The 16451-nt window shown below is 73.1% G+C and carries 20 protein-coding genes; 5 read left to right on the top strand and 15 right to left on the bottom strand.

Going from position 1 to position 16451, the window contains the following annotated elements; all coding sequences use genetic code 11:
- Positions 1-14: 14 nt before the first annotated feature.
- The 11 genes from CP973_RS11300 to hisD form a co-directional block, all read right to left on the bottom strand.
- Positions 15-782, bottom strand: a complete 768-nt coding sequence (locus CP973_RS11300) for a M23 family metallopeptidase (protein ID WP_208853169.1) — start codon at positions 780-782, stop codon at positions 15-17.
- A gap of 162 nt (positions 783-944) precedes the next feature.
- Positions 945-1319, bottom strand: coding sequence for a hypothetical protein (locus CP973_RS11295; RefSeq protein WP_150239823.1), 375 nt, complete (start codon positions 1317-1319; stop codon positions 945-947).
- Positions 1316-1534 (bottom strand): hypothetical protein, encoded by a 219-nt coding sequence (locus tag CP973_RS11290; RefSeq protein WP_150239821.1) that lies wholly within the window; start codon positions 1532-1534, stop codon positions 1316-1318. The genes CP973_RS11295 and CP973_RS11290 overlap by 4 nt, the downstream gene beginning before the upstream one ends.
- A gap of 99 nt (positions 1535-1633) precedes the next feature.
- Positions 1634-2389 (bottom strand): imidazole glycerol phosphate synthase subunit HisF, encoded by a 756-nt coding sequence (hisF, locus tag CP973_RS11285; protein ID WP_150239819.1) that lies wholly within the window; start codon positions 2387-2389, stop codon positions 1634-1636.
- Positions 2386-2781 carry a Rid family hydrolase gene (locus tag CP973_RS11280; RefSeq protein WP_150239817.1) on the bottom strand — a complete coding sequence of 132 codons (396 nt, stop codon included), beginning with the start codon at positions 2779-2781 and terminating at the stop codon, positions 2386-2388. The genes hisF and CP973_RS11280 overlap by 4 nt, the downstream gene beginning before the upstream one ends.
- The gene (gene priA, locus CP973_RS11275; RefSeq protein ID WP_150239815.1) at positions 2778-3503 is read right to left on the bottom strand and encodes a bifunctional 1-(5-phosphoribosyl)-5-((5-phosphoribosylamino)methylideneamino)imidazole-4-carboxamide isomerase/phosphoribosylanthranilate isomerase PriA; all 726 of its coding nucleotides are present in this window, start codon (positions 3501-3503) and stop codon (positions 2778-2780) included. The genes CP973_RS11280 and priA overlap by 4 nt, the downstream gene beginning before the upstream one ends.
- An 11-nt stretch (positions 3504-3514) precedes the next feature.
- Positions 3515-4168 carry an imidazole glycerol phosphate synthase subunit HisH gene (gene hisH / locus CP973_RS11270; RefSeq protein WP_150239812.1) on the bottom strand — a complete coding sequence of 218 codons (654 nt, stop codon included), beginning with the start codon at positions 4166-4168 and terminating at the stop codon, positions 3515-3517.
- Positions 4159-4323, bottom strand: a complete 165-nt coding sequence (locus tag CP973_RS39955; RefSeq protein ID WP_003984417.1) for a hypothetical protein — start codon at positions 4321-4323, stop codon at positions 4159-4161. Before CP973_RS39955 ends, hisH begins: the two co-directional genes overlap by 10 nt.
- Positions 4320-4913: an imidazoleglycerol-phosphate dehydratase HisB gene (gene hisB, locus CP973_RS11265; protein ID WP_003984418.1), complete on the bottom strand. Its 594-nt coding sequence runs from the start codon at positions 4911-4913 to the stop codon at positions 4320-4322. Before hisB ends, CP973_RS39955 begins: the two co-directional genes overlap by 4 nt.
- Positions 4910-6025 (bottom strand): histidinol-phosphate transaminase, encoded by a 1116-nt coding sequence (locus CP973_RS11260; protein ID WP_150239810.1) that lies wholly within the window; start codon positions 6023-6025, stop codon positions 4910-4912. Before CP973_RS11260 ends, hisB begins: the two co-directional genes overlap by 4 nt.
- An 8-nt stretch (positions 6026-6033) precedes the next feature.
- The gene (gene hisD, locus CP973_RS11255) at positions 6034-7356 is read right to left on the bottom strand and encodes a histidinol dehydrogenase (protein ID WP_150239808.1); all 1323 of its coding nucleotides are present in this window, start codon (positions 7354-7356) and stop codon (positions 6034-6036) included.
- A 366-nt stretch (positions 7357-7722) separates the two neighbouring features.
- On the opposite strand from hisD, the gene CP973_RS11250 reads away from it, so the two are divergent.
- The 4 genes from CP973_RS11250 to CP973_RS41925 all read left to right on the top strand — a co-directional run bounded on the left by CP973_RS11250 (position 7723) and on the right by CP973_RS41925 (position 11174).
- Positions 7723-9288, top strand: coding sequence for an oxidoreductase (locus tag CP973_RS11250; protein ID WP_244409816.1), 1566 nt, complete (start codon positions 7723-7725; stop codon positions 9286-9288).
- Between the two features lie 234 nt (positions 9289-9522).
- A complete protein-coding gene (locus tag CP973_RS11245) occupies positions 9523-10341 on the top strand; it encodes an LON peptidase substrate-binding domain-containing protein (protein ID WP_150239804.1) in 819 nt (272 codons plus the stop codon).
- A gap of 79 nt (positions 10342-10420) precedes the next feature.
- Positions 10421-10951 (top strand): Cys-tRNA(Pro) deacylase, encoded by a 531-nt coding sequence (ybaK, locus tag CP973_RS11240; RefSeq protein ID WP_150239802.1) that lies wholly within the window; start codon positions 10421-10423, stop codon positions 10949-10951.
- A gap of 148 nt (positions 10952-11099) precedes the next feature.
- Positions 11100-11174: a hypothetical protein gene (locus CP973_RS41925; RefSeq protein ID WP_465270599.1), complete on the top strand. Its 75-nt coding sequence runs from the start codon at positions 11100-11102 to the stop codon at positions 11172-11174.
- 107 nt (positions 11175-11281) lie between these two features.
- On the opposite strand, the gene CP973_RS11235 is transcribed toward CP973_RS41925, so the two are convergent.
- From CP973_RS11235 to CP973_RS11220, 4 genes are all read right to left on the bottom strand, one after another.
- Positions 11282-12019 carry an ABC transporter permease family protein gene (locus CP973_RS11235; protein WP_150239801.1) on the bottom strand — a complete coding sequence of 246 codons (738 nt, stop codon included), beginning with the start codon at positions 12017-12019 and terminating at the stop codon, positions 11282-11284.
- A 113-nt stretch (positions 12020-12132) separates the two neighbouring features.
- Positions 12133-12972, bottom strand: a complete 840-nt coding sequence (locus CP973_RS11230) for an ABC transporter permease (RefSeq protein ID WP_150243443.1) — start codon at positions 12970-12972, stop codon at positions 12133-12135.
- A gap of 50 nt (positions 12973-13022) precedes the next feature.
- Positions 13023-14030, bottom strand: coding sequence for an ABC transporter ATP-binding protein (locus CP973_RS11225; RefSeq protein WP_150243441.1), 1008 nt, complete (start codon positions 14028-14030; stop codon positions 13023-13025).
- A 634-nt stretch (positions 14031-14664) separates the two neighbouring features.
- Positions 14665-15990 (bottom strand): NYN domain-containing protein, encoded by a 1326-nt coding sequence (locus tag CP973_RS11220; protein ID WP_150239799.1) that lies wholly within the window; start codon positions 15988-15990, stop codon positions 14665-14667.
- A 273-nt stretch (positions 15991-16263) separates the two neighbouring features.
- Between CP973_RS11220 and CP973_RS39950 the strand changes: the two genes are divergently transcribed.
- Positions 16264-16440, top strand: a complete 177-nt coding sequence (locus tag CP973_RS39950; RefSeq protein ID WP_167538316.1) for a hypothetical protein — start codon at positions 16264-16266, stop codon at positions 16438-16440.
- The last annotated feature ends 11 nt before the right edge of the window (positions 16441-16451 follow it).

Here is a 16451-nt window from a genome sequence, read left to right as displayed (position 1 = left end):
GCGAGAGCCACCGCCTAATCGAACGCGCCGTGCCGGCGCAGCCAGGCCATCGGGTCCACCGCGGACCCGTAGTCCGGGGTGGCCCGGACCTCGAAGTGCAGGTGCGGTCCGGTGACGTTGCCGGTGGCACCGGACCGCCCGATGCGCTCACCGGCGTCCACGGAGCTGCCCACCGGCACCCGGATCTGCGAGAGGTGCGCGTACTGCGTGTACGAGCCGCTGTGATGCCGGATGACGACCTCGTACCCGTACGCGCCGCCCCAGCCGGCCTTCACCACGGTCCCGCCGCGGGCGGCCCGTACGGCGGTCCCCACCGGCACGGCGAAGTCCTGCCCCGTGTGCCCGCGTGCCCAACGGCCTCCCGAGGCCCCGAACCCGGCGGTGAGCGTGCCGCCGCTGACGGGCCGTACGGCGTCACCGGCCGCGGCACGCACGGCGGGCCGGTCGGCGGAGCGCGAGACGTGCCGCTGCGGGGTGGCGGCCGTACCGCTCAGCTTCAGTTTCGTACCGACCTTGACCAGGTCCGGATCACCGCCGACCGCGGACCGGTTGCTCGCGTAGAGCTTCGTCCAGCCGCCCTTGACGCCGTGCTTCGCGGCGATCTCGGAGAGGCTGTCGCCGGGGGCGACGGTGTACGTCCCGCCGTCCGCGGCGGAGGCGACGGACGCGCCGACGACCGGCAGCGCGAGGGTGGCGGCCGCGGTCGAGGCGCGGGTGAGTAATCGGCCCGCACCGCTGCGGCGACGCGGGGCTCGGTGGCGGCCTGTCGGGGAAAACATCATGGCGGGTTCCCTTCCGGTGGGCGTCCGGGATCCGAACGCGAGAACGGTAGGGAGCCCCCGACCATGAACACAAGCACCACGGGGGAATCGGGCAGCGACTGTCCCGATAGGCCCGTTACGCGCGGCGGCCCGCGCGGTCACTTACCACGCGGGCCGCACCTCCTAAGATTTCCAGCTCCGCAGCCGACGCGCGGCATCCAGCAGGTCCGTCCGCTTCTCACGGAGGTCGCGTACCAGTTGCGACATCGCGCCTGGGGGTGGCGCAATGTCCTCGCCGGAATCCTCCATGTACGTCCAGGCGCACGCAGCTCCGATGATGCCGTTGTAGTCCTCGAACGGCCGCAGGAGCACCATGGTTTCGAGTAGCGTGGCGGCGCGTGTCGGAGTCTCCTCGTAATAGACCTCGCCTGCGAACCTCTCGAACCGGTGCCTTTCCACGACGGCGTGCAGCGCGCCCCAGTCCCGCAGACGCGGGTCGCTGGGGACGTGGCTGGCCTGGATTCCCAGGATCCAGCCGGCGTCGATGGCAAGGATCATCGGTCCCCCGCCTCGAAGGAGTCGAGGAACTCGGGCGCCAGAGCCGCGAACTTGTCGCTCGCGCCTTCGACGAACTTCTGCCGCTGCCGCCGCCGCACCACGCTCTCGGTCAGTATCCCGTGCGCCAGCCGTTTGATCGCGACGCCCTGCTCCTTGGCCTCGGCGCGCAGCTCGGACAGCTCTTCCTCGGTGAACTCAATCGTGATTCCAGGCATATGCGCAGGCTAGACCCGGCGCCACCTTGATCACTACCAGATTCACTACCAGGAGTGAACCGGACGTGCGCCACCCCACGCGCGCCCCGCGCACGCCCCTCACCGCACCGGATGCCCCGCCCCCCGCAGCGTCTCCTTCACCTCGCCGATCCGCAGGTCCCCGAAGTGGAAGACGGACGCGGCCAGCACCGCGTCCGCGCCGGCCTCGACGGCGGGCGGGAAGTCGGCCAGGCGGCCCGCGCCGCCGCTGGCGATGACGGGGACGGTGACGTGTTTGCGGACGGCGGCGATCATCTCCGTGTCGTAGCCGTCCTTGGTGCCGTCGGCGTCCATGGAGTTCAGGAGGATCTCGCCGGCGCCGAGGTCGGCGGCGCGGTGGGCCCATTCGACGGCGTCGATGCCGGTGCCGCGGCGGCCGCCGTGCGTGGTGACCTCGAAGGAGCCGGTTCCGGTGCGGCGGGCGTCGACGGACAGGACCAGGACCTGGCTGCCGAAGCGTTCGGCGATCTCGCGGATCAGGTCGGGGCGGGCGATGGCGGCGGTGTTGACGCCGACCTTGTCCGCGCCGGCGCGCAGGAGTTTGTCGACGTCCTCGGGGGTGCGGACGCCGCCGCCGACCGTGAGCGGGATGAAGACCTGTTCGGCGGTGCGGCGGACCACGTCGTAGGTGGTCTCGCGGTTGCCGGAGGAGGCCGTGATGTCGAGGAAGGTCAGCTCGTCGGCGCCTTCCTGGCCGTAGATCTTGGCCATTTCGACGGGGTCGCCGGCGTCGCGCAGGTTCTTGAAGTTGACGCCCTTGACGACCCGGCCGTTGTCCACGTCCAGGCAGGGGATGACTCGGACCGCCAGGGTCATGTGCTCGTGGCCTCTCTGAATGCTTCCAGTTCGACTTCGACCAGTACGCGCGAGTCGGCGAAGCCGGAGACCACGACCAGGGTCGCGGCGGGCCGTACGGCGTCGAAGAGTTCCTTGTGGGCGCGGGCCGCCGCGTCCACGTCCCGCGCGTGGGTCAGGTACATGCGGGTGCGGATGACCGCGCCGGCGCCCAGCCCGAAGGGCTCCAGGGCGGCCAGCGCGTTGGAGAAGGCGACCTTGGTCTGCTCGTACGGGTCGCCCTCCCCGTACAGCACGCCGTCGACCAGTGGCATCGTGCCGGCGACCAGGACGCGGTCGCCGGCCGCCACGGCGCGCGCGAATCCGATGATCTCTTCCCAGGGACTGTCGGTCTGCGCGCGCTCGATGGTCATGACGACACGGCCTCCAATGCCTCTTCCAGGGTGAACGCCTTGGCGTAGAGCGCCTTGCCGACGATGGCGCCCTCGACGCCTTCCGGTACCAGGGTGGCGATCGCGCGGAGGTCATCAAGGGAGGAGACGCCGCCGGAGGCGACGACCGGCTTGTCGGTCGCGGCGCACACGTTGCGCAGCAGCTCCAGGTTGGGGCCCTGGAGGGTGCCGTCCTTGTTGATGTCGGTGACGACGTAGCGGGCGCAGCCCTCGGAGTCCAGGCGGGCCAGCGTCTCGTAGAGGTCGCCGCCGTCGCGGGTCCAGCCGCGGCCGCGCAGCGTGGTGCCGCGGACGTCCAGGCCGACCGCGATCTTGTCGCCGTGCTCGGCGATGACCTTGGCGACCCACTCGGGGGTCTCCAGGGCCGCCGTACCGAGGTTGACGCGCGTGCAGCCGGTGGCGAGCGCGGCCTCCAGGGAGGCGTCGTCGCGGATGCCGCCGGACAGTTCGACCTTGATGTCCATCGAGCGGGCCACCTCGGCGATCCGCGTGCGGTTGTCGCCGGTGCCGAACGCCGCGTCGAGGTCGACCAGGTGCAGCCACTCGGCGCCCGCGCGCTGCCAGGCCAGCGCGGCCTGGAGCGGGTCGCCGTAGGAGGTCTCGGAGCCGGACTCGCCGTGCACGAGGCGGACCGCCTGGCCGTCGCGGACGTCGACGGCGGGGAGGAGTTCGAGCTTGCTCATCGCGGAGGGTCCTAGAGGGTCTGGGTCCAGTTGGACAGCAGCTGGGCGCCGGCGTCGCCGGACTTCTCGGGGTGGAACTGGGTGGCCCACAGCGGGCCGTTCTCGACGGCGGCCACGAACGGCTCGCCGTGCGTGGCCCACGTGACCTTGGGCGCGCGCATGTTGGGGTTGCCGACTTCCAGCTCCCAGTCGCGTACGGCGTAGGAGTGCACGAAGTAGTAGCGGGCGTCGGCGGGCAGCCCGGCGAACAGGCGCGAGTCCTCCGGGGCCTGGACGGTGTTCCAGCCCATGTGCGGGACGACGTCGGCCTTGAGGGGGCCGACCGTGCCGGGCCACTCGTCCATGCCCTCGGTCTCCACGCCGTGCTCGATGCCGCGGGAGAAGAGGATCTGCATGCCGACGCAGATGCCCATGACGGGGCGGCCGCCGGCCAGGCGGCGGCCGATGACCCAGTCGCCGCGGGCCTCGCGCAGGCCCTTCATGCAGGCGGCGAAGGCGCCGACGCCGGGGACGAGCAGCCCGTCGGCGTTCATCGCCTTGTCGTAGTCACCGGTGATCTCCACGTCGGCGCCGACGTGGGCGAGGGCGCGCTCGGCGGAGCGGACGTTGCCGAAGCCGTAGTCGAAGACGACGACCTTCTTCGCGGGTGCGGTACTCAATTCCACACATCCAGACGGAGAATGCCGGCGGCCAGGCACATGGCCGAGCCGATGCCCAGCAGGACGAGCACGCTCTTGCCCATCCCCTGCTTCCAGAAGGAGTAGAGCCCGCCGAGCAGGAAGAGGCCGAGCACGATGAAGACGGTGGACAGGCCGTTCACAGCGCTCCCTTGGTGGACGGGAGGATGCCGGCGGCGCGCGGGTCGCGCTCGCTGGCATACCGCAGCGCGCGGGCCAGCGCCTTGAACTGGCACTCCACGATGTGGTGGGCGTTGCGGCCGTACGGGACGTGGACGTGCAGGGCGATCTGCGCCTGCGCCACGAAGGACTCCAGGATGTGCCGGGTCATCGTGGTGTCGTACGTGCCGATCATCGGCGCGATGTTCTCCGGCTCGGTGTGCACCAGGTAGGGACGGCCGGAGAGGTCGACGGTCACCTGGGCCAGCGACTCGTCCAGCGGGACGGTGCAGTTGCCGAAGCGGTAGATGCCGACCTTGTCGCCGAGGGCCTGCTTGAAGGCGGCGCCCAGCGCGAGGGCGGTGTCCTCGATGGTGTGGTGGGTGTCGATGTGCAGGTCGCCGTCGGTCTTGACCTTGAGGTCGAACAGACCGTGCCGGCCGAGCTGGTCGAGCATGTGGTCGTAGAAGCCGACGCCTGTCGACACATCGACCTGCCCGGTGCCGTCGAGATCGATCTCGACCAGCACCGAGGTCTCCTTCGTGGTGCGCTCCACGCGCCCAACGCGGTTCATCGGTTCTCCTTCAGTACTGCACGGACCGCGTCGAGGAACGCGTCGTTCTCGGCCGGGGTTCCCGCGGTGACCCGCAGCCAGCCCGGTACGCCGTTGTCACGGACCAGGACGCCCTGGTCGAGGATGGCCTGCCAGGTGGCGTGCTGGTCGTCGAACCGCCCGAACTGGACGAAGTTCGCGTCCGAATCCACCACCTCGCAGCCGATGGCGCGCAGCTCGTCCACCAGCCGGTCGCGCTCGGCCTTGAGCTGCTCGACGTACTTCAGGAGCGTGTCGGTGTGCTCCAGGGCGGCGAGCGCGGTGGCCTGGGTGACGGACGAGAGGTGGTACGGCAGGCGGACGAGCTGGACGGCGTCGACCACGGCGGGGTCGGCGGCCAGGTAGCCCAGGCGCAGGCCGGCGGCGCCGAACGCCTTGGACATGGTGCGCGAGACGACCAGGTTGGGGCGGCCCTCGATCAGCGGGAGCAGCGAGGGGCGGTGGCTGAACTCGCCGTACGCCTCGTCCACCACGACCAGCGCGCCGCCGGTGTCCGCGCGGGCCGCCTGCGCGGCCTCGTACAGCGCGAGAACCGTTTCGGCGGCGACGGCGGTGCCGGTGGGGTTGTTGGGCGAGCAGATGAAGACCACGTCGGGCCGGTGCTCGCCGATGGCCGCCACGGCCGCCTCGACGTCGATGGTGAAGTCGTCGTTGCGCGGGCCGGAGAGCCAGCCGGTGCCGGTGCCGCGGGAGATCAGGCCGTGCATCGAGTACGAGGGCTCGAAGCCGATGGCGGTGCGGCCAGGGCCGCCGAAGGTCTGGAGCAGCTGCTGGATGACCTCGTTGGAGCCGTTGGCGGCCCAGACGTTCGCGAGCGTGACCTCGTGGCCGCCGGTGCGCGTCAGATAGGCGGCCAGCGCCGTGCGCAGCTCGACCGCGTCCCGGTCGGGGTAGCGGTTCAGCTCGCGGGCGGCCTCGGTGACCCGCTCGGCGATGCGCCGCACCAGCGGCTCGGGCAGCGGGTACGGGTTCTCGTTGGTGTTCAGGCGTACGGGCACGTCCAGCTGCGGCGCGCCGTACGGGGACTTGCCGCGCAGCTCGTCCCGGATGGGAAGGTCGTCGATCTTCGTCACGTGCTCGCTCACTCGCCCTGCGGGATCTTCCAGTCGAACCTGGCCTTCAGCGCCGCGCCGTGGGCCGGGAGGTCCTCGGCCTCGGCGAGGGTCACCACGTGGTGGGCGACCTCGGCCAGCGCGTCGCGGCTGTAGTCCACGACATGGATGCCGCGCAGGAAGGACTGGACGGACAGGCCCGAGGAGTGGCAGGCGCAGCCGCCGGTGGGCAGGACGTGGTTGGAGCCGGCGCAGTAGTCGCCGAGCGAGACGGGGGCGTACGGGCCGACGAAGACCGCGCCGGCGTTGCGGACCCGGGCGGCGACCGCGGAGGCGTCGGCGGTCTGGATCTCCAGGTGCTCGGCGCCGTACGCGTCGACCACCTTCAGGCCCTCGTCCACGCCGTCCACCAGCACGATCGCGGACTGCCGGCCGGCCAGCGCGGTGCTGATCCGCTCGGTGTGCTTCGTGGCGGCGACCTGGGTCTTCAGCTCGGTCTCGACGGCCGCGGCCAGTTCGGCCGAATCGGTGACCAGGACGGCGGCGGCCAGCGTGTCGTGCTCGGCCTGGCTGATCAGGTCGGCGGCGACGTGCGCGGCGTCGGCGGTGGCGTCCGCGAGGACCGCGATCTCGGTGGGCCCGGCCTCCGCGTCGATGCCGATGCGGCCCTTGAGCAGGCGCTTGGCGGCGGCGACGTAGATGTTGCCGGGGCCGGTGACCAGGTTGACCGGGCGGCACTCCTCGGTGCCGTACGCGAACATCGCGATCGCCTGGGCGCCGCCGGCCGCGTACACCTCGTCCACGCCGAGCAGGGCGCAGGCGGCGAGGATGGTCGGGTGCGGCAGGCCGCCGAACTCCGCCTGCGGCGGGGAGGTGACGGCGACCGCGTCGACGCCCGCCTCCTGGGCCGGGACGACGTTCATGACCACGGAGGACGGGTAGACCGCCAGGCCACCGGGTACATACAGGCCGACGCGCTCGACCGGGACCCAGCGCTCGGTGACCGTGCCGCCGGGCACGACCTTGGTCGTGACGTCGGTGCGGCGCTGTTCGCGGTGGACGATCCGGGCGCGCCGGATCGACTCCTCCAGGGCGGCCCGTACGGCCGGGTCCAGCTCCGCGAGCGCCCGCTGGAGCGCCTCGGCGGGCACCCGTACGCGCTCGATGGCGACCCCGTCGAACCGATGGGCGTACTCGATCAGCGCGGCCGTCCCACGATGGCGCACGTCCTCGCAGATGGGCCGCACCTTCTCCAGGGCGGCTTCCACGTCGAACTCGGCACGGGGCAGCAGGTCGCGCAGGGCGGCGCCCTCGGGGAGGGCGTCACCGCGCAGATCGATTCGGGAGATCACCCCTCCAGTGTCTCAGACCCGTTCCCGGGCGCGGCCGCCCGTATCAGTCGGTGATACACAGCACGCGGACCGCGCCGGATCACGGCGGACCGCACCGGACCTGGCGGAAGACCGGCCGGAACCGGTCCTCACGGATCGTGTTGAGACGGTCACGCAGCGGGCATGGGGTTCGTACGGGCGTACGGAGTGACGGGGCTGACGCACGGGGCGCCGGGCGTACGGGAAACGGCTGGACGCGGGCGCCGCACACGCGGGACCGTACGGACCCGCCCCGGGGCGCGGGAGGCGCGGGGAACAGCGGGGAGCAGCGGGGAAAGGGGGAATCAGGTGGCCACGCCGGAGGAGGGCGACGCGCCTGCGGAGCTGATGCTCAACCCTGCCGAGTGGAGCATGTGGCAGGCGTTCCGCAACGGCAGCACCTGCGATCTGCGCACCGGCGATCCGGCCAGGGACGACCCGCACGGGCAGTTCCGGTGGGGCCCGGAGCGGCGGGTGCGCGCCCGCATCCTGGCGCTCCTGCTGCTGGAAGGGCCGCCCGCGCAGCCCGGCCGGGTCTCCGCACTGAAACTGGCGGGTGCGTACATCACCGACACTCTCGACCTTGCGGGCGGCACGATCAAGCCATTCGTGGAGCTGCGCGACTGCCGCTTCCAGAACGAGGTCGTGCTGCCCGAGAGCCGCTTCACCACGCTGCGCGTGGTGGGCTGCGCGATACCCCGGTTCGAGGCGGCCCGCCTGCACACCGAGGGCGATCTGCACCTGCCGCGCTGCGTCGTGCGCTCCGGCATCCGGCTGACCGACGCGCACATCGGCACGGACCTGCTGCTCAACCAGACGGTGGTGCACAAGGACCGGCAGGGCCGGTCGGTGATGGCGGACGGGCTCACCGTCGCCCAGGACCTCCAGGCCGAGATGATGGAGTCCTACGGGGAGCTGTCGCTGCGCGGCGCGACGATCGGCGTGTCGCTGAGCCTGCGCGGCAGCCGGCTCAGCAACCCGTACGGCCGCCGCGCGCTGAACGCCCCGCAGATGACGGTCGAGCGCACGCTGTACCTGACCGGCGCGGGCCTGGCCAACTCGCCGTTCTCCAGCACGGCCGCCACTCCCCCGTACGGCATCGCCCACACCCCCACCCGCGGCACCCGCATGCAGCGCTTCGAGTGCGAGGGCGGGATGCGGCTGGACGACGGGCGGTTCGGCGACGCCGTCGACTTCGAGCAGGCCCGCTTCATCATGGAACCCGACCAGGAGCTGTCGCTGCGCCGCATCCAGACCCCTGAGCTGCGCTTCCTGGGCGAGCGGCCGCAGCGGGGGCGGGTCATCCTCTCGGGCGCGCGGGTGGTCAACCTGGTCGACAAGGCGGCGAGCTGGCCGGGGCTGGGCGGTCTGTGGATGGCGGGCTTCGCCTACGAGACGCTGATCCCGCGCGGGCACTTCCCGCTGTCCCGGCGGCTGGAGTGGGTGGCCGCCGCCACGCCGGAGTACGCGCCCGAGCCGTACGAGATGCTGGCCGCCGCCCTGCGCCGCAGCGGCGAGGACTCCGACGCGCGCGAGGTGCTGCTCGCCAAGCAGCGGCGGCGGCGCGAGACGCTGCCGCTGGCCGCCAAGGCGTGGGGCGTCCTCCAGGACTGGACGGTGGCGTACGGCTACCGGCCGGGGCGGGCCGCGGTGTGGATGGCGATCCTGTGGGCGCTCGGCACGGTCTACTTCGCCCAGTCCCCGCCCCCGGCCCTCAAGCCCGGCGAGGCGCCGCCCTGGAACCCGTACCTCTACTCCCTCGACCTGCTGCTGCCGGTGATCGACCTCTACCAGGGCTCGTCGTGGAAGCCGGACGGCGCGTCCCAGTGGGTGGCCGCGATCATGATTCTGACGGGCTGGGTGCTGGCGACGACGGTCGCGGCGGGCGCGTCGCGGCTGCTGCGGCGGCAGTAGCGGGGGGGGGGCGCAGCCGCGGCGGCGGGAGCGCGTGGGGGCGCGTGGCGGGGGCGGGCTTCCGGACGCCCGGCCCGGGCGCCGTCCCCGCTCGTGGGGGCGGGCGCCCCGGGTTTCCGGCGCCCGCTCCGGGGCCACCCGGCCGTCGTACGGGGGCCGTCCGCCCCCGGCGCCGGGCGCCGGATCGCGGGCCGCGAACCACACCCGTCTCCACAGGCTCTAGGCTTACGGGCTGTGACCTCCGTGCGCCTACCGCTCTTCCCGCTGAACTCGGTGTTGTTCCCGGGACTCGTCCTCCCGCTGAACGTCTTCGAGGCGCGGTACCGGGCCCTGATGCGCGACCTGCTCGCGCTGCCCGAGGACGAGCGCCGGTTCGGGGTCGTCGCGATCCGCGACGGCCGCGAGGTGGCGCCGTCCGCCCCCGGCCTGCCGGACAGCACGGCGATGCCCGTCGGCGGGCCCGGCGCCGGTTTCGGCCCCGACCCGATCAGCGCCTTCCACACGGTGGGGTGCGTGGCGGACGCGGCGACCATCCGCGAGAAGAGCGGCACCCCCGGCTCCGCCCCCGCGTCCGACGAGGACGCCGACGCCGAGGCGGCGGGGACGGCCCCCGGCGGCGGGCCGGAGGCGCCCGGTTACGAGGTGCTGGCCACCGGCACCACCCGCTTCAAGCTGCTGTCGGTGGACGCCTCGGGTCCCTACCTGATGGGCGAGGTGGAGGAGCTGCCGGAGGTCGAGGGCGAGGGCGCCGGCGCGCTGGCTTCCGGTGTCGTACGGGCGTTCCGTACCTACCAGAAGCGGCTGGCCTGGGCGAACGAGCGCACGCTGGCCGGCGGCCAGGACCTGCCCGCCGAGCCGTCGGTGCTGTCGTACCTCGTCGCGGCGGCCGCCGTGCTCGACATCCCGGCCAAGCAGCGCCTCCTGGAGGCGCCGGACAACGCGGCCCGGCTCACGCAGGAGCTGGAACTCCTTCGCCGGGAGACGGCGGTGATCGGTAAGCTCCCGTCGCTGCCCGCGGTGGACCTGACCCGCCACCCGACCAGCCCGAACTGAGCGCGCGGGCGGCCGTCCCGCCCGTACCCCCACCGACCCGTGCCCGTACCACCCCGATACGTCTTACGAGGGCGACGACATGTCCAAGAAGCCGAAGCGGACCAAGCAGGCGAAGAACGGGAAGCAGCCGGCCGGCGCCGGGGGCACGCCCGCGACGGTCGCCCTCACCGAGGCCGGCGTCGACTTCACCCTGCACGCGTACGAACACGACCCGGCCGCCCCCTCGTACGGCGAGGAGGCCGCCGAAGCGCTCGGCGTCTCCCCCGACCAGGTCTTCAAGACACTGCTCGCCGAGGTGGACGGCGCCCTGACCGTCGCCGTCGTGCCGGTCTCCGGCTCCCTCGACCTCAAGGCCCTGGCCGCCGCGGCCGGCGGCAAGCGCGCCGCGATGGCCGACCCGGCCGCGGCGGAACGCAGCACCGGCTACGTACGCGGCGGCATTTCGCCGCTCGGCCAGCGCAAGCGGCTGCCCACGGTCATCGACGCGTCGGCCGCCGCGCACTCCACGGTGTGCGTGTCGGCCGGGCGCCGCGGGCTGGAGGTCGAGCTGGCCCCCGACGACCTGCGGGAGCTCACGGGGGCGACGCTCGCGGAGATCGCGCGCGGCTGAGCGGGTACGGCCGGGCGCGGGCGGCCGAGGGCGGGCGCGCGCTTCGCAGACCCGCGCGGCCGAATGCGTCCCGTACGCCCCGGCCGTCACCGTGCGGGGCCTTTACGCCCTCCGTTTCCTCCGCTACGACCCGTGGAGGAGGTACGCCATGTCGAAGAAGACCCGCAAGCGGAAGTGGCGCATCAAGAAGGGCAAGGCCAACCACGGGCGTCGGCCCGCCTGAGTGACCGGGGCGGGCCCGTGCGCGCCGCGGGCCCGTTCCCCCGGACGCGTGAACCCGCCCGGGGCTTCCCGCGGGGCCCCCGCCCGATGCTCGTCCGGGGCCGTCCGTCAGCTGTCCGACGACGACGGCGGGGGCGGTGCCTGATGCGGCCCGGTGGCCCAGTCCGGCTGCGGCGGCTCCGGGTCGCGGGGGCCGAAGAAGCCGGTCACGAGCAGATGGGTGACCATGGCGCCGACCGGCCAGGCGAGCAGCGCGCCCTTGGCCTGGAGACGCAGCGGCGCGTCGAACGTGACGCCCTTGCCGACCTCGGCGGCCCGGGCCGCCAGGTCCGACGTCGGCCCCATCCACATGCCGAGCCGCCAGGCCACCACTGAACCCAGCAGCCCGCCCACCGTCAGCGCCACCACCAGCGGGATGCCGCCGCCCTTGCGGTAGAAGAAGGCCGCCAGCGCGCACAGCACCCCGAAGCCGAGCCCCAGCAGGACGAACGTGCCGTCCCCGCCGATGGACTCCTCGCCCTCGCTGTTCTTGAGGTAGACATTGCCGCGGCCGTCCGCGACCAGCGGAACGTGCGGTGCCAGCCACGCCCACAGGACGCCCAGCAGCACGCCGCACACCGTCGCCACGATCGCGATCAGCACCGCCTCGCGCAGCTCCCGGCGGAACTCGGCCCGGTCGTGCACGGCAGTCCCCTCGGTGGTCGAAGCGGCGTACGCCCCCTGGGCCGTCCCGGCCCCGGTCCAGGGGGCGTACGCACGCTCGGGCGGCTGGTGGTCGTGCGGCCGGCCGTCGGCCGGCTGGTCATGGGGCGGCTGGTCGTTGGGCGGCGTCTGTGGTGCGGTCACCCCGTCATCGTGCCAGGTGGACACGGTGCGGTCGGCGGGAGGCCGGGGCCGCGACCGGTTCCCGCCGGTCTGCCCGCACCCGTCCGGCCGGGCGCGGTGGCCCGCCGGGTCCGTCACCGTACGGCCGCCCGGCGGTACGCCCAGGTCGCCACCATCAGCGACAGCACACCGACAGCCGCGCAGACGCCCAGGTCCGCGACGACCGCCAGCCAGTCCGGGTGGGCGTCGAAACCACGCGCCAGGGCCTCGACGCCGTACGTGGACGGCAGCAGATCACGCGCGTACGAGATCGGCGCGGGCAGCCCGGAGGCCGGCAGCACGCCCAGCAGCAGGGCCGCCGACATGCCCAACTGGCCGCAGAGCGTGGCCAGTTCAGGGCGGGGCGCGAGCAGGCCGAGCGCGGCGCCGAGCCCGGCGAGGGCGGCCCCGGCCAGCGGGATGACCGCGATCAGCACCCACAGGTTCGCCATCGGCAGCTGGAACAGCAGACAGCCGGTCACGGCCGTGACCACCGTGCCGGGCGCGGTGAACGAGGCGTACGCCCCCGCCGCGCCGAGCACCACGGCGGCGGGCGGCACCGGCAGCGTGGCGTAGTGGTCGAGCCCGCCGCCGGCCCGCAGCTGCCCGAAGTACTGGGCCAGCAGGTTCAGCGCCACGAACGCCACGACCAGCACGCTGGAGCCCGAGACGACGGCCCGGGCGGCGTCGCCGCCGTCGACCACGCCGCGCATCAGGACCATGATCCCGATGGACTGGAAGGTGGCCACGAACAGCAGCGGGATCCGGGCGACCCGGGCCCGCGACAGCTGGGCCCGGTAGACGGCGCCCAGCGCCGGCAGCAGGCGCGCCCGGGGCGCCAGCGGCGCGGCGGCGGTACGGGGCGCGTCCTCGACACCGGGTGCGCCCGCCGTACGGGTCGCCTCCCCGGCCTCGGCGGTCGCGGCCCGCGCCACCGTCTTCGCCGCCGTCTCCGGCACCGCGTCCGCCTCGGCGGGAACCACGCTCACGCCTTCACCAAGCCTTCCTCCGTACGGCCCCCCAGCGCGAGATACACATCTTCCAGGCTCGGCGTCGCGAGCGTGAAGTCGTCCAGCGCGGCGAAGGCCGGGCCGGCCGTCACGGCGGCCACCGCCTCCCGCGCGCGGTCCGGCGGCAGCCGCAGCGTCCAGCGGCGCCCGCTGGTCCGCGCGGCCTCGCCGAGGGCGGCCACCTCGGGCACGTCCAGCGGCGCCCGCTCCCGCCACACCAGCTCCAGCCGGACCTCCTCGCCCACCAGGCCCTTCAGGCCACCGGGCGTGTCGCAGGCGATGACCCGGCCGCGGTCGATCACCGCGACCCGGTCGAGCACGCTCTCGGCCTCGATCACGTTGTGCGTCACGAGCAGCACGGTGGCGCCGCGTTCGGCCCGGCGGCGGTCCACGGCCGCCCACACGGCGCGGCGCGCCACCGGGTCCATGCCGGTGGTCGGCTCGTCCAGAACGAGCAGCGGCCGCTCGCCGACGAGTACGGCGGCGAAGCATGCGAGGCGGCGCTGGCCCCCGGAAAGGCGTTTGAGCGGGCGCCCGGTGATGTCGCCGAGCCCCAGCTCCTCCACGACCGCGTCCCGCTCCGCGCGCGCGTCCCGTGCCGTCAGGCCGCGCAGGCGGCCGGTGGTCTCCACGGCCAGCGCGACGGTCATCTCGTCCAGGGCGCTCGACTCCTGCCCCAGGTAGCCGAGCAGCCGCGCGGCGCGCTCCGGATACCGGACGAGGTCGTGGCCCAGCACGGTGACACTGCCGGAATCGGGGCGCAGCAGGCCGGTCAGCTGGCGCACCAGGGTCGATTTGCCGGCGCCGTTCGGGCCGAGCAGCCCGAAGATCTCACCGCGCCGTACGTCCAGACTGATCCCGTCACTCGCCCGGACGGCCGGCGCCCCCGCCGCTCCCCGTCGCCCGCGCACCGCGGGGTACGTCTTGACCAGGTCCCGCACGGCACACACCAGCTCGCCGCACTCCACCTGCTTCGCACCCATCCTCACGACCCACGAGCCTACGCGTCCCTGCGGCTTGGCTCTCGTTCACCCCCTGTGGGTGGGGTGGGTATGTCTTCGTGGAGCGTTTGCGTGGCGGGGGTGCGGGTGCTGCGCGGGCTGTCCGGTGGGTGGGGGTGCGCGTTTCGCGCCTAGGGTTCGGTGGGTGGGGGCTCGGGGCCCCGCAGGGGTCACTCCTCGGCGCCGGGAGTCAACCGTGTGGTCATTCGTGACCGGGGTCTCGGTCGTCCTGCGGGGAGACCCCTACGTGTCCCCGAGCCCGCGCCGTTCGCGGCTTTCCCGCCGCCGTGGCTGGGGTCTTTACAGACCCCGGCAGCGGCTTACGCACGACGCGGAGGCGCCCCCGGCCCTGCGCTTACGTACCGTGAATGTGACCACAGGGTGGGCGCGCACCAAGGTCATCTTTTTCCTCCCCCCACCGGCCCGCACTCGCCAAACCGGCGGGAGGGGGTGTGCAGGGGGACACTCCCCGCAGGACGACCGTAGCCCCGGTCACCAACGAACACTGGTTCACTCCAGGCGCCGAGGAGATGGCCCCCTGCGCACCCCCGCCCCACGACGCAACCCATGCGAACCAGCGCGCAAGCGCGATCCGCGCGAAGCGCGGGCCAGTACCTCACTCCCCCACGGGAACCCCCGCCGCGGTACGCAGATCCACCTCCCGCCAAAACCCGGCCCGAATCGCATATCGATCATGCTCGTCGATCTGATCGTCCTTATGGGCGAGCAGCCCGAACCGCGCCGCGTACCGCAGCAGCTCCCCGTCGATCCGGTGCGGAATCCGGGGGTACTCCGTGGAGATCTGCTGAAGGTGTGACGCGTCGGACAACCGTTCCGTCCAGCGGCGGGCGAAGACCTGGCCCACTTCGAAGGGGTCGCCGCTGACCGCCGTGATGTCCTCCTCACGGTCCGCCCAGCGCTGCTCCGCACTCGTGAGCTGGGCGAGCGTCGGCAGGGACGCGGTTTCGGGGGGTTCGCCGACGGGACCGCCGCGCTCGACCCAGCCCTTGTCGGAGGACCACCGCAGCGTCGCGCTCGGCACGGGCGCCGGCGTCGCGGTGGCCCCGCCGGGCCCGGCTCCGGGGCCGCGGTTGAGGTCGGCGAGATCTTTCGGGGTGGGCACCGAAGCGCTCCGGCCACCGGCCGGCCCGCTCCCGCCGTCCCGGTCATCCGCGTCCGACCGGGCGCACCGCTCCGCAGGCACGCGCTCGGGCCGGGCCGTACCGTTCGTGCCGTTGCGCTCGTGGCCGCCGCCCCGGTCCGTCTCATGCGCGGCGGACGCCGCGGCCGCAGCCGCGGCCGCCGCGGCGACGGCGGACTCGGGCAGCGGGGCGGAGAGGATCGCGGCGATCTCCGGCCGTGGCGCGGGCGGCGCCGCGCAGGGCCCGCCGAGTTCCTTCAGGCGTACGGCGCGAGTGATCCACTCCCGGTCCAGCACGCGCCGCTCATCGGCCTCGGCGACCAGGTCCTCGGACTGGTTGTAGTCGCCGTCGGCCGCCTGGACGGCCCACAGGTGCACGGCGACGCCGTGTTCCTTGGCCGACATCAGGCCGGGCAGCAGGTCGCCGTCGCCGGTGACGAGCACGATGTCGGAGCAGGCCCGGTTGCGCGCGAGCTCGGTCAACTCCGCGTGCATCGCGGCGTCCACGCCCTTCTGGGCCCAGCGTCCGTCGCTGCGGGTCAGCGCGCCGAGCCGGACCGTGACGCGGGACATCACGCGCAGCCGCCGGTGTTCGGGCTGCGGTACGCGGTCGGGCGCGCCGTCGAACCAGTAGATGCGCAGCAACGGCCGTTCGGTGTCGGCTTCGGCGCGCTGGCGCAGACCCTGGATGAGTTCGGCGTGATCGACGGTGATGCGGGAGCGGGTGGGCTCTCCGGCGAGCAGGCTCGCGGCGGCGCCCAGCAAGTATCCGGCGTCCACCAGGACGACGCAGCGATCCACGTTCCACCCTCTTCCCTGAGGTGCTGAAGTCGGACGCCCCCCGGCTCGGCCTGTGGCACGAGGTTTTCCTACGGCTTTCCTTCGAGTCTGCCCGACCGTACGGGGGTTAACTGCCCGAACTCGATCATCGGCGTGGCGGATTCGGTGCCAACGGCGAACACACCACGTGACACACCGGATAACTGACGGTAATTGTCCAAAATGCACCCCTCGGCGTTGCGTGTAAGCCTGGTCACGGTTCCGGTCCCAGGATCCCCCTCAGGAGGCACGATCATGGCCAAAAACAAGAATCGCGACCGCAATCAGCAACAGAAGGCCGGGCAGGCCGCCGAGCGCGGCCGCCAGGAAGCCGAGAGGTCGGCGGCGGATGCCCAGGCGTCGGCCCAGCCGTTCGAGGCGACCCCGAGCGATGTTGCCCGTAAGCACCAGCGCCGTTTTGGTCACAACTGATCACTGTCGCG

It is taken from the genome of Streptomyces albofaciens JCM 4342 (assembly GCF_008634025.1).
Lineage (GTDB): Bacteria > Actinomycetota > Actinomycetes > Streptomycetales > Streptomycetaceae > Streptomyces > Streptomyces albofaciens.
This window is presented reverse-complemented; position numbering and strand designations above follow the sequence as displayed.

Bases quoted from the DNA above. Each gene is read 5' to 3' on its own strand.
- CP973_RS11300 (WP_208853169.1), bottom strand. From the start codon at position 782: ATGATGTTTTCCCCGACAGGCCGCCACCGAGCCCCGCGTCGCCGCAGC.
- CP973_RS11295 (WP_150239823.1), bottom strand. From the start codon at position 1,319: ATGATCCTTGCCATCGACGCCGGCTGGATCCTGGGAATCCAGGCCAGC.
- CP973_RS11290 (WP_150239821.1), bottom strand. From the start codon at position 1,534: ATGCCTGGAATCACGATTGAGTTCACCGAGGAAGAGCTGTCCGAGCTG.
- hisF (WP_150239819.1), bottom strand. From the start codon at position 2,389: ATGACCCTGGCGGTCCGAGTCATCCCCTGCCTGGACGTGGACAACGGC.
- CP973_RS11280 (WP_150239817.1), bottom strand. From the start codon at position 2,781: ATGACCATCGAGCGCGCGCAGACCGACAGTCCCTGGGAAGAGATCATC.
- priA (WP_150239815.1), bottom strand. From the start codon at position 3,503: ATGAGCAAGCTCGAACTCCTCCCCGCCGTCGACGTCCGCGACGGCCAG.
- hisB (WP_003984418.1), bottom strand. From the start codon at position 4,913: ATGAACCGCGTTGGGCGCGTGGAGCGCACCACGAAGGAGACCTCGGTG.
- CP973_RS11250 (WP_244409816.1), top strand. From the start codon at position 7,723: ATGCTCAACCCTGCCGAGTGGAGCATGTGGCAGGCGTTCCGCAACGGC.
- ybaK (WP_150239802.1), top strand. From the start codon at position 10,421: ATGTCCAAGAAGCCGAAGCGGACCAAGCAGGCGAAGAACGGGAAGCAG.
- CP973_RS11225 (WP_150243441.1), bottom strand. From the start codon at position 14,030: ATGGGTGCGAAGCAGGTGGAGTGCGGCGAGCTGGTGTGTGCCGTGCGG.
- CP973_RS39950 (WP_167538316.1), top strand. From the start codon at position 16,264: ATGGCCAAAAACAAGAATCGCGACCGCAATCAGCAACAGAAGGCCGGG.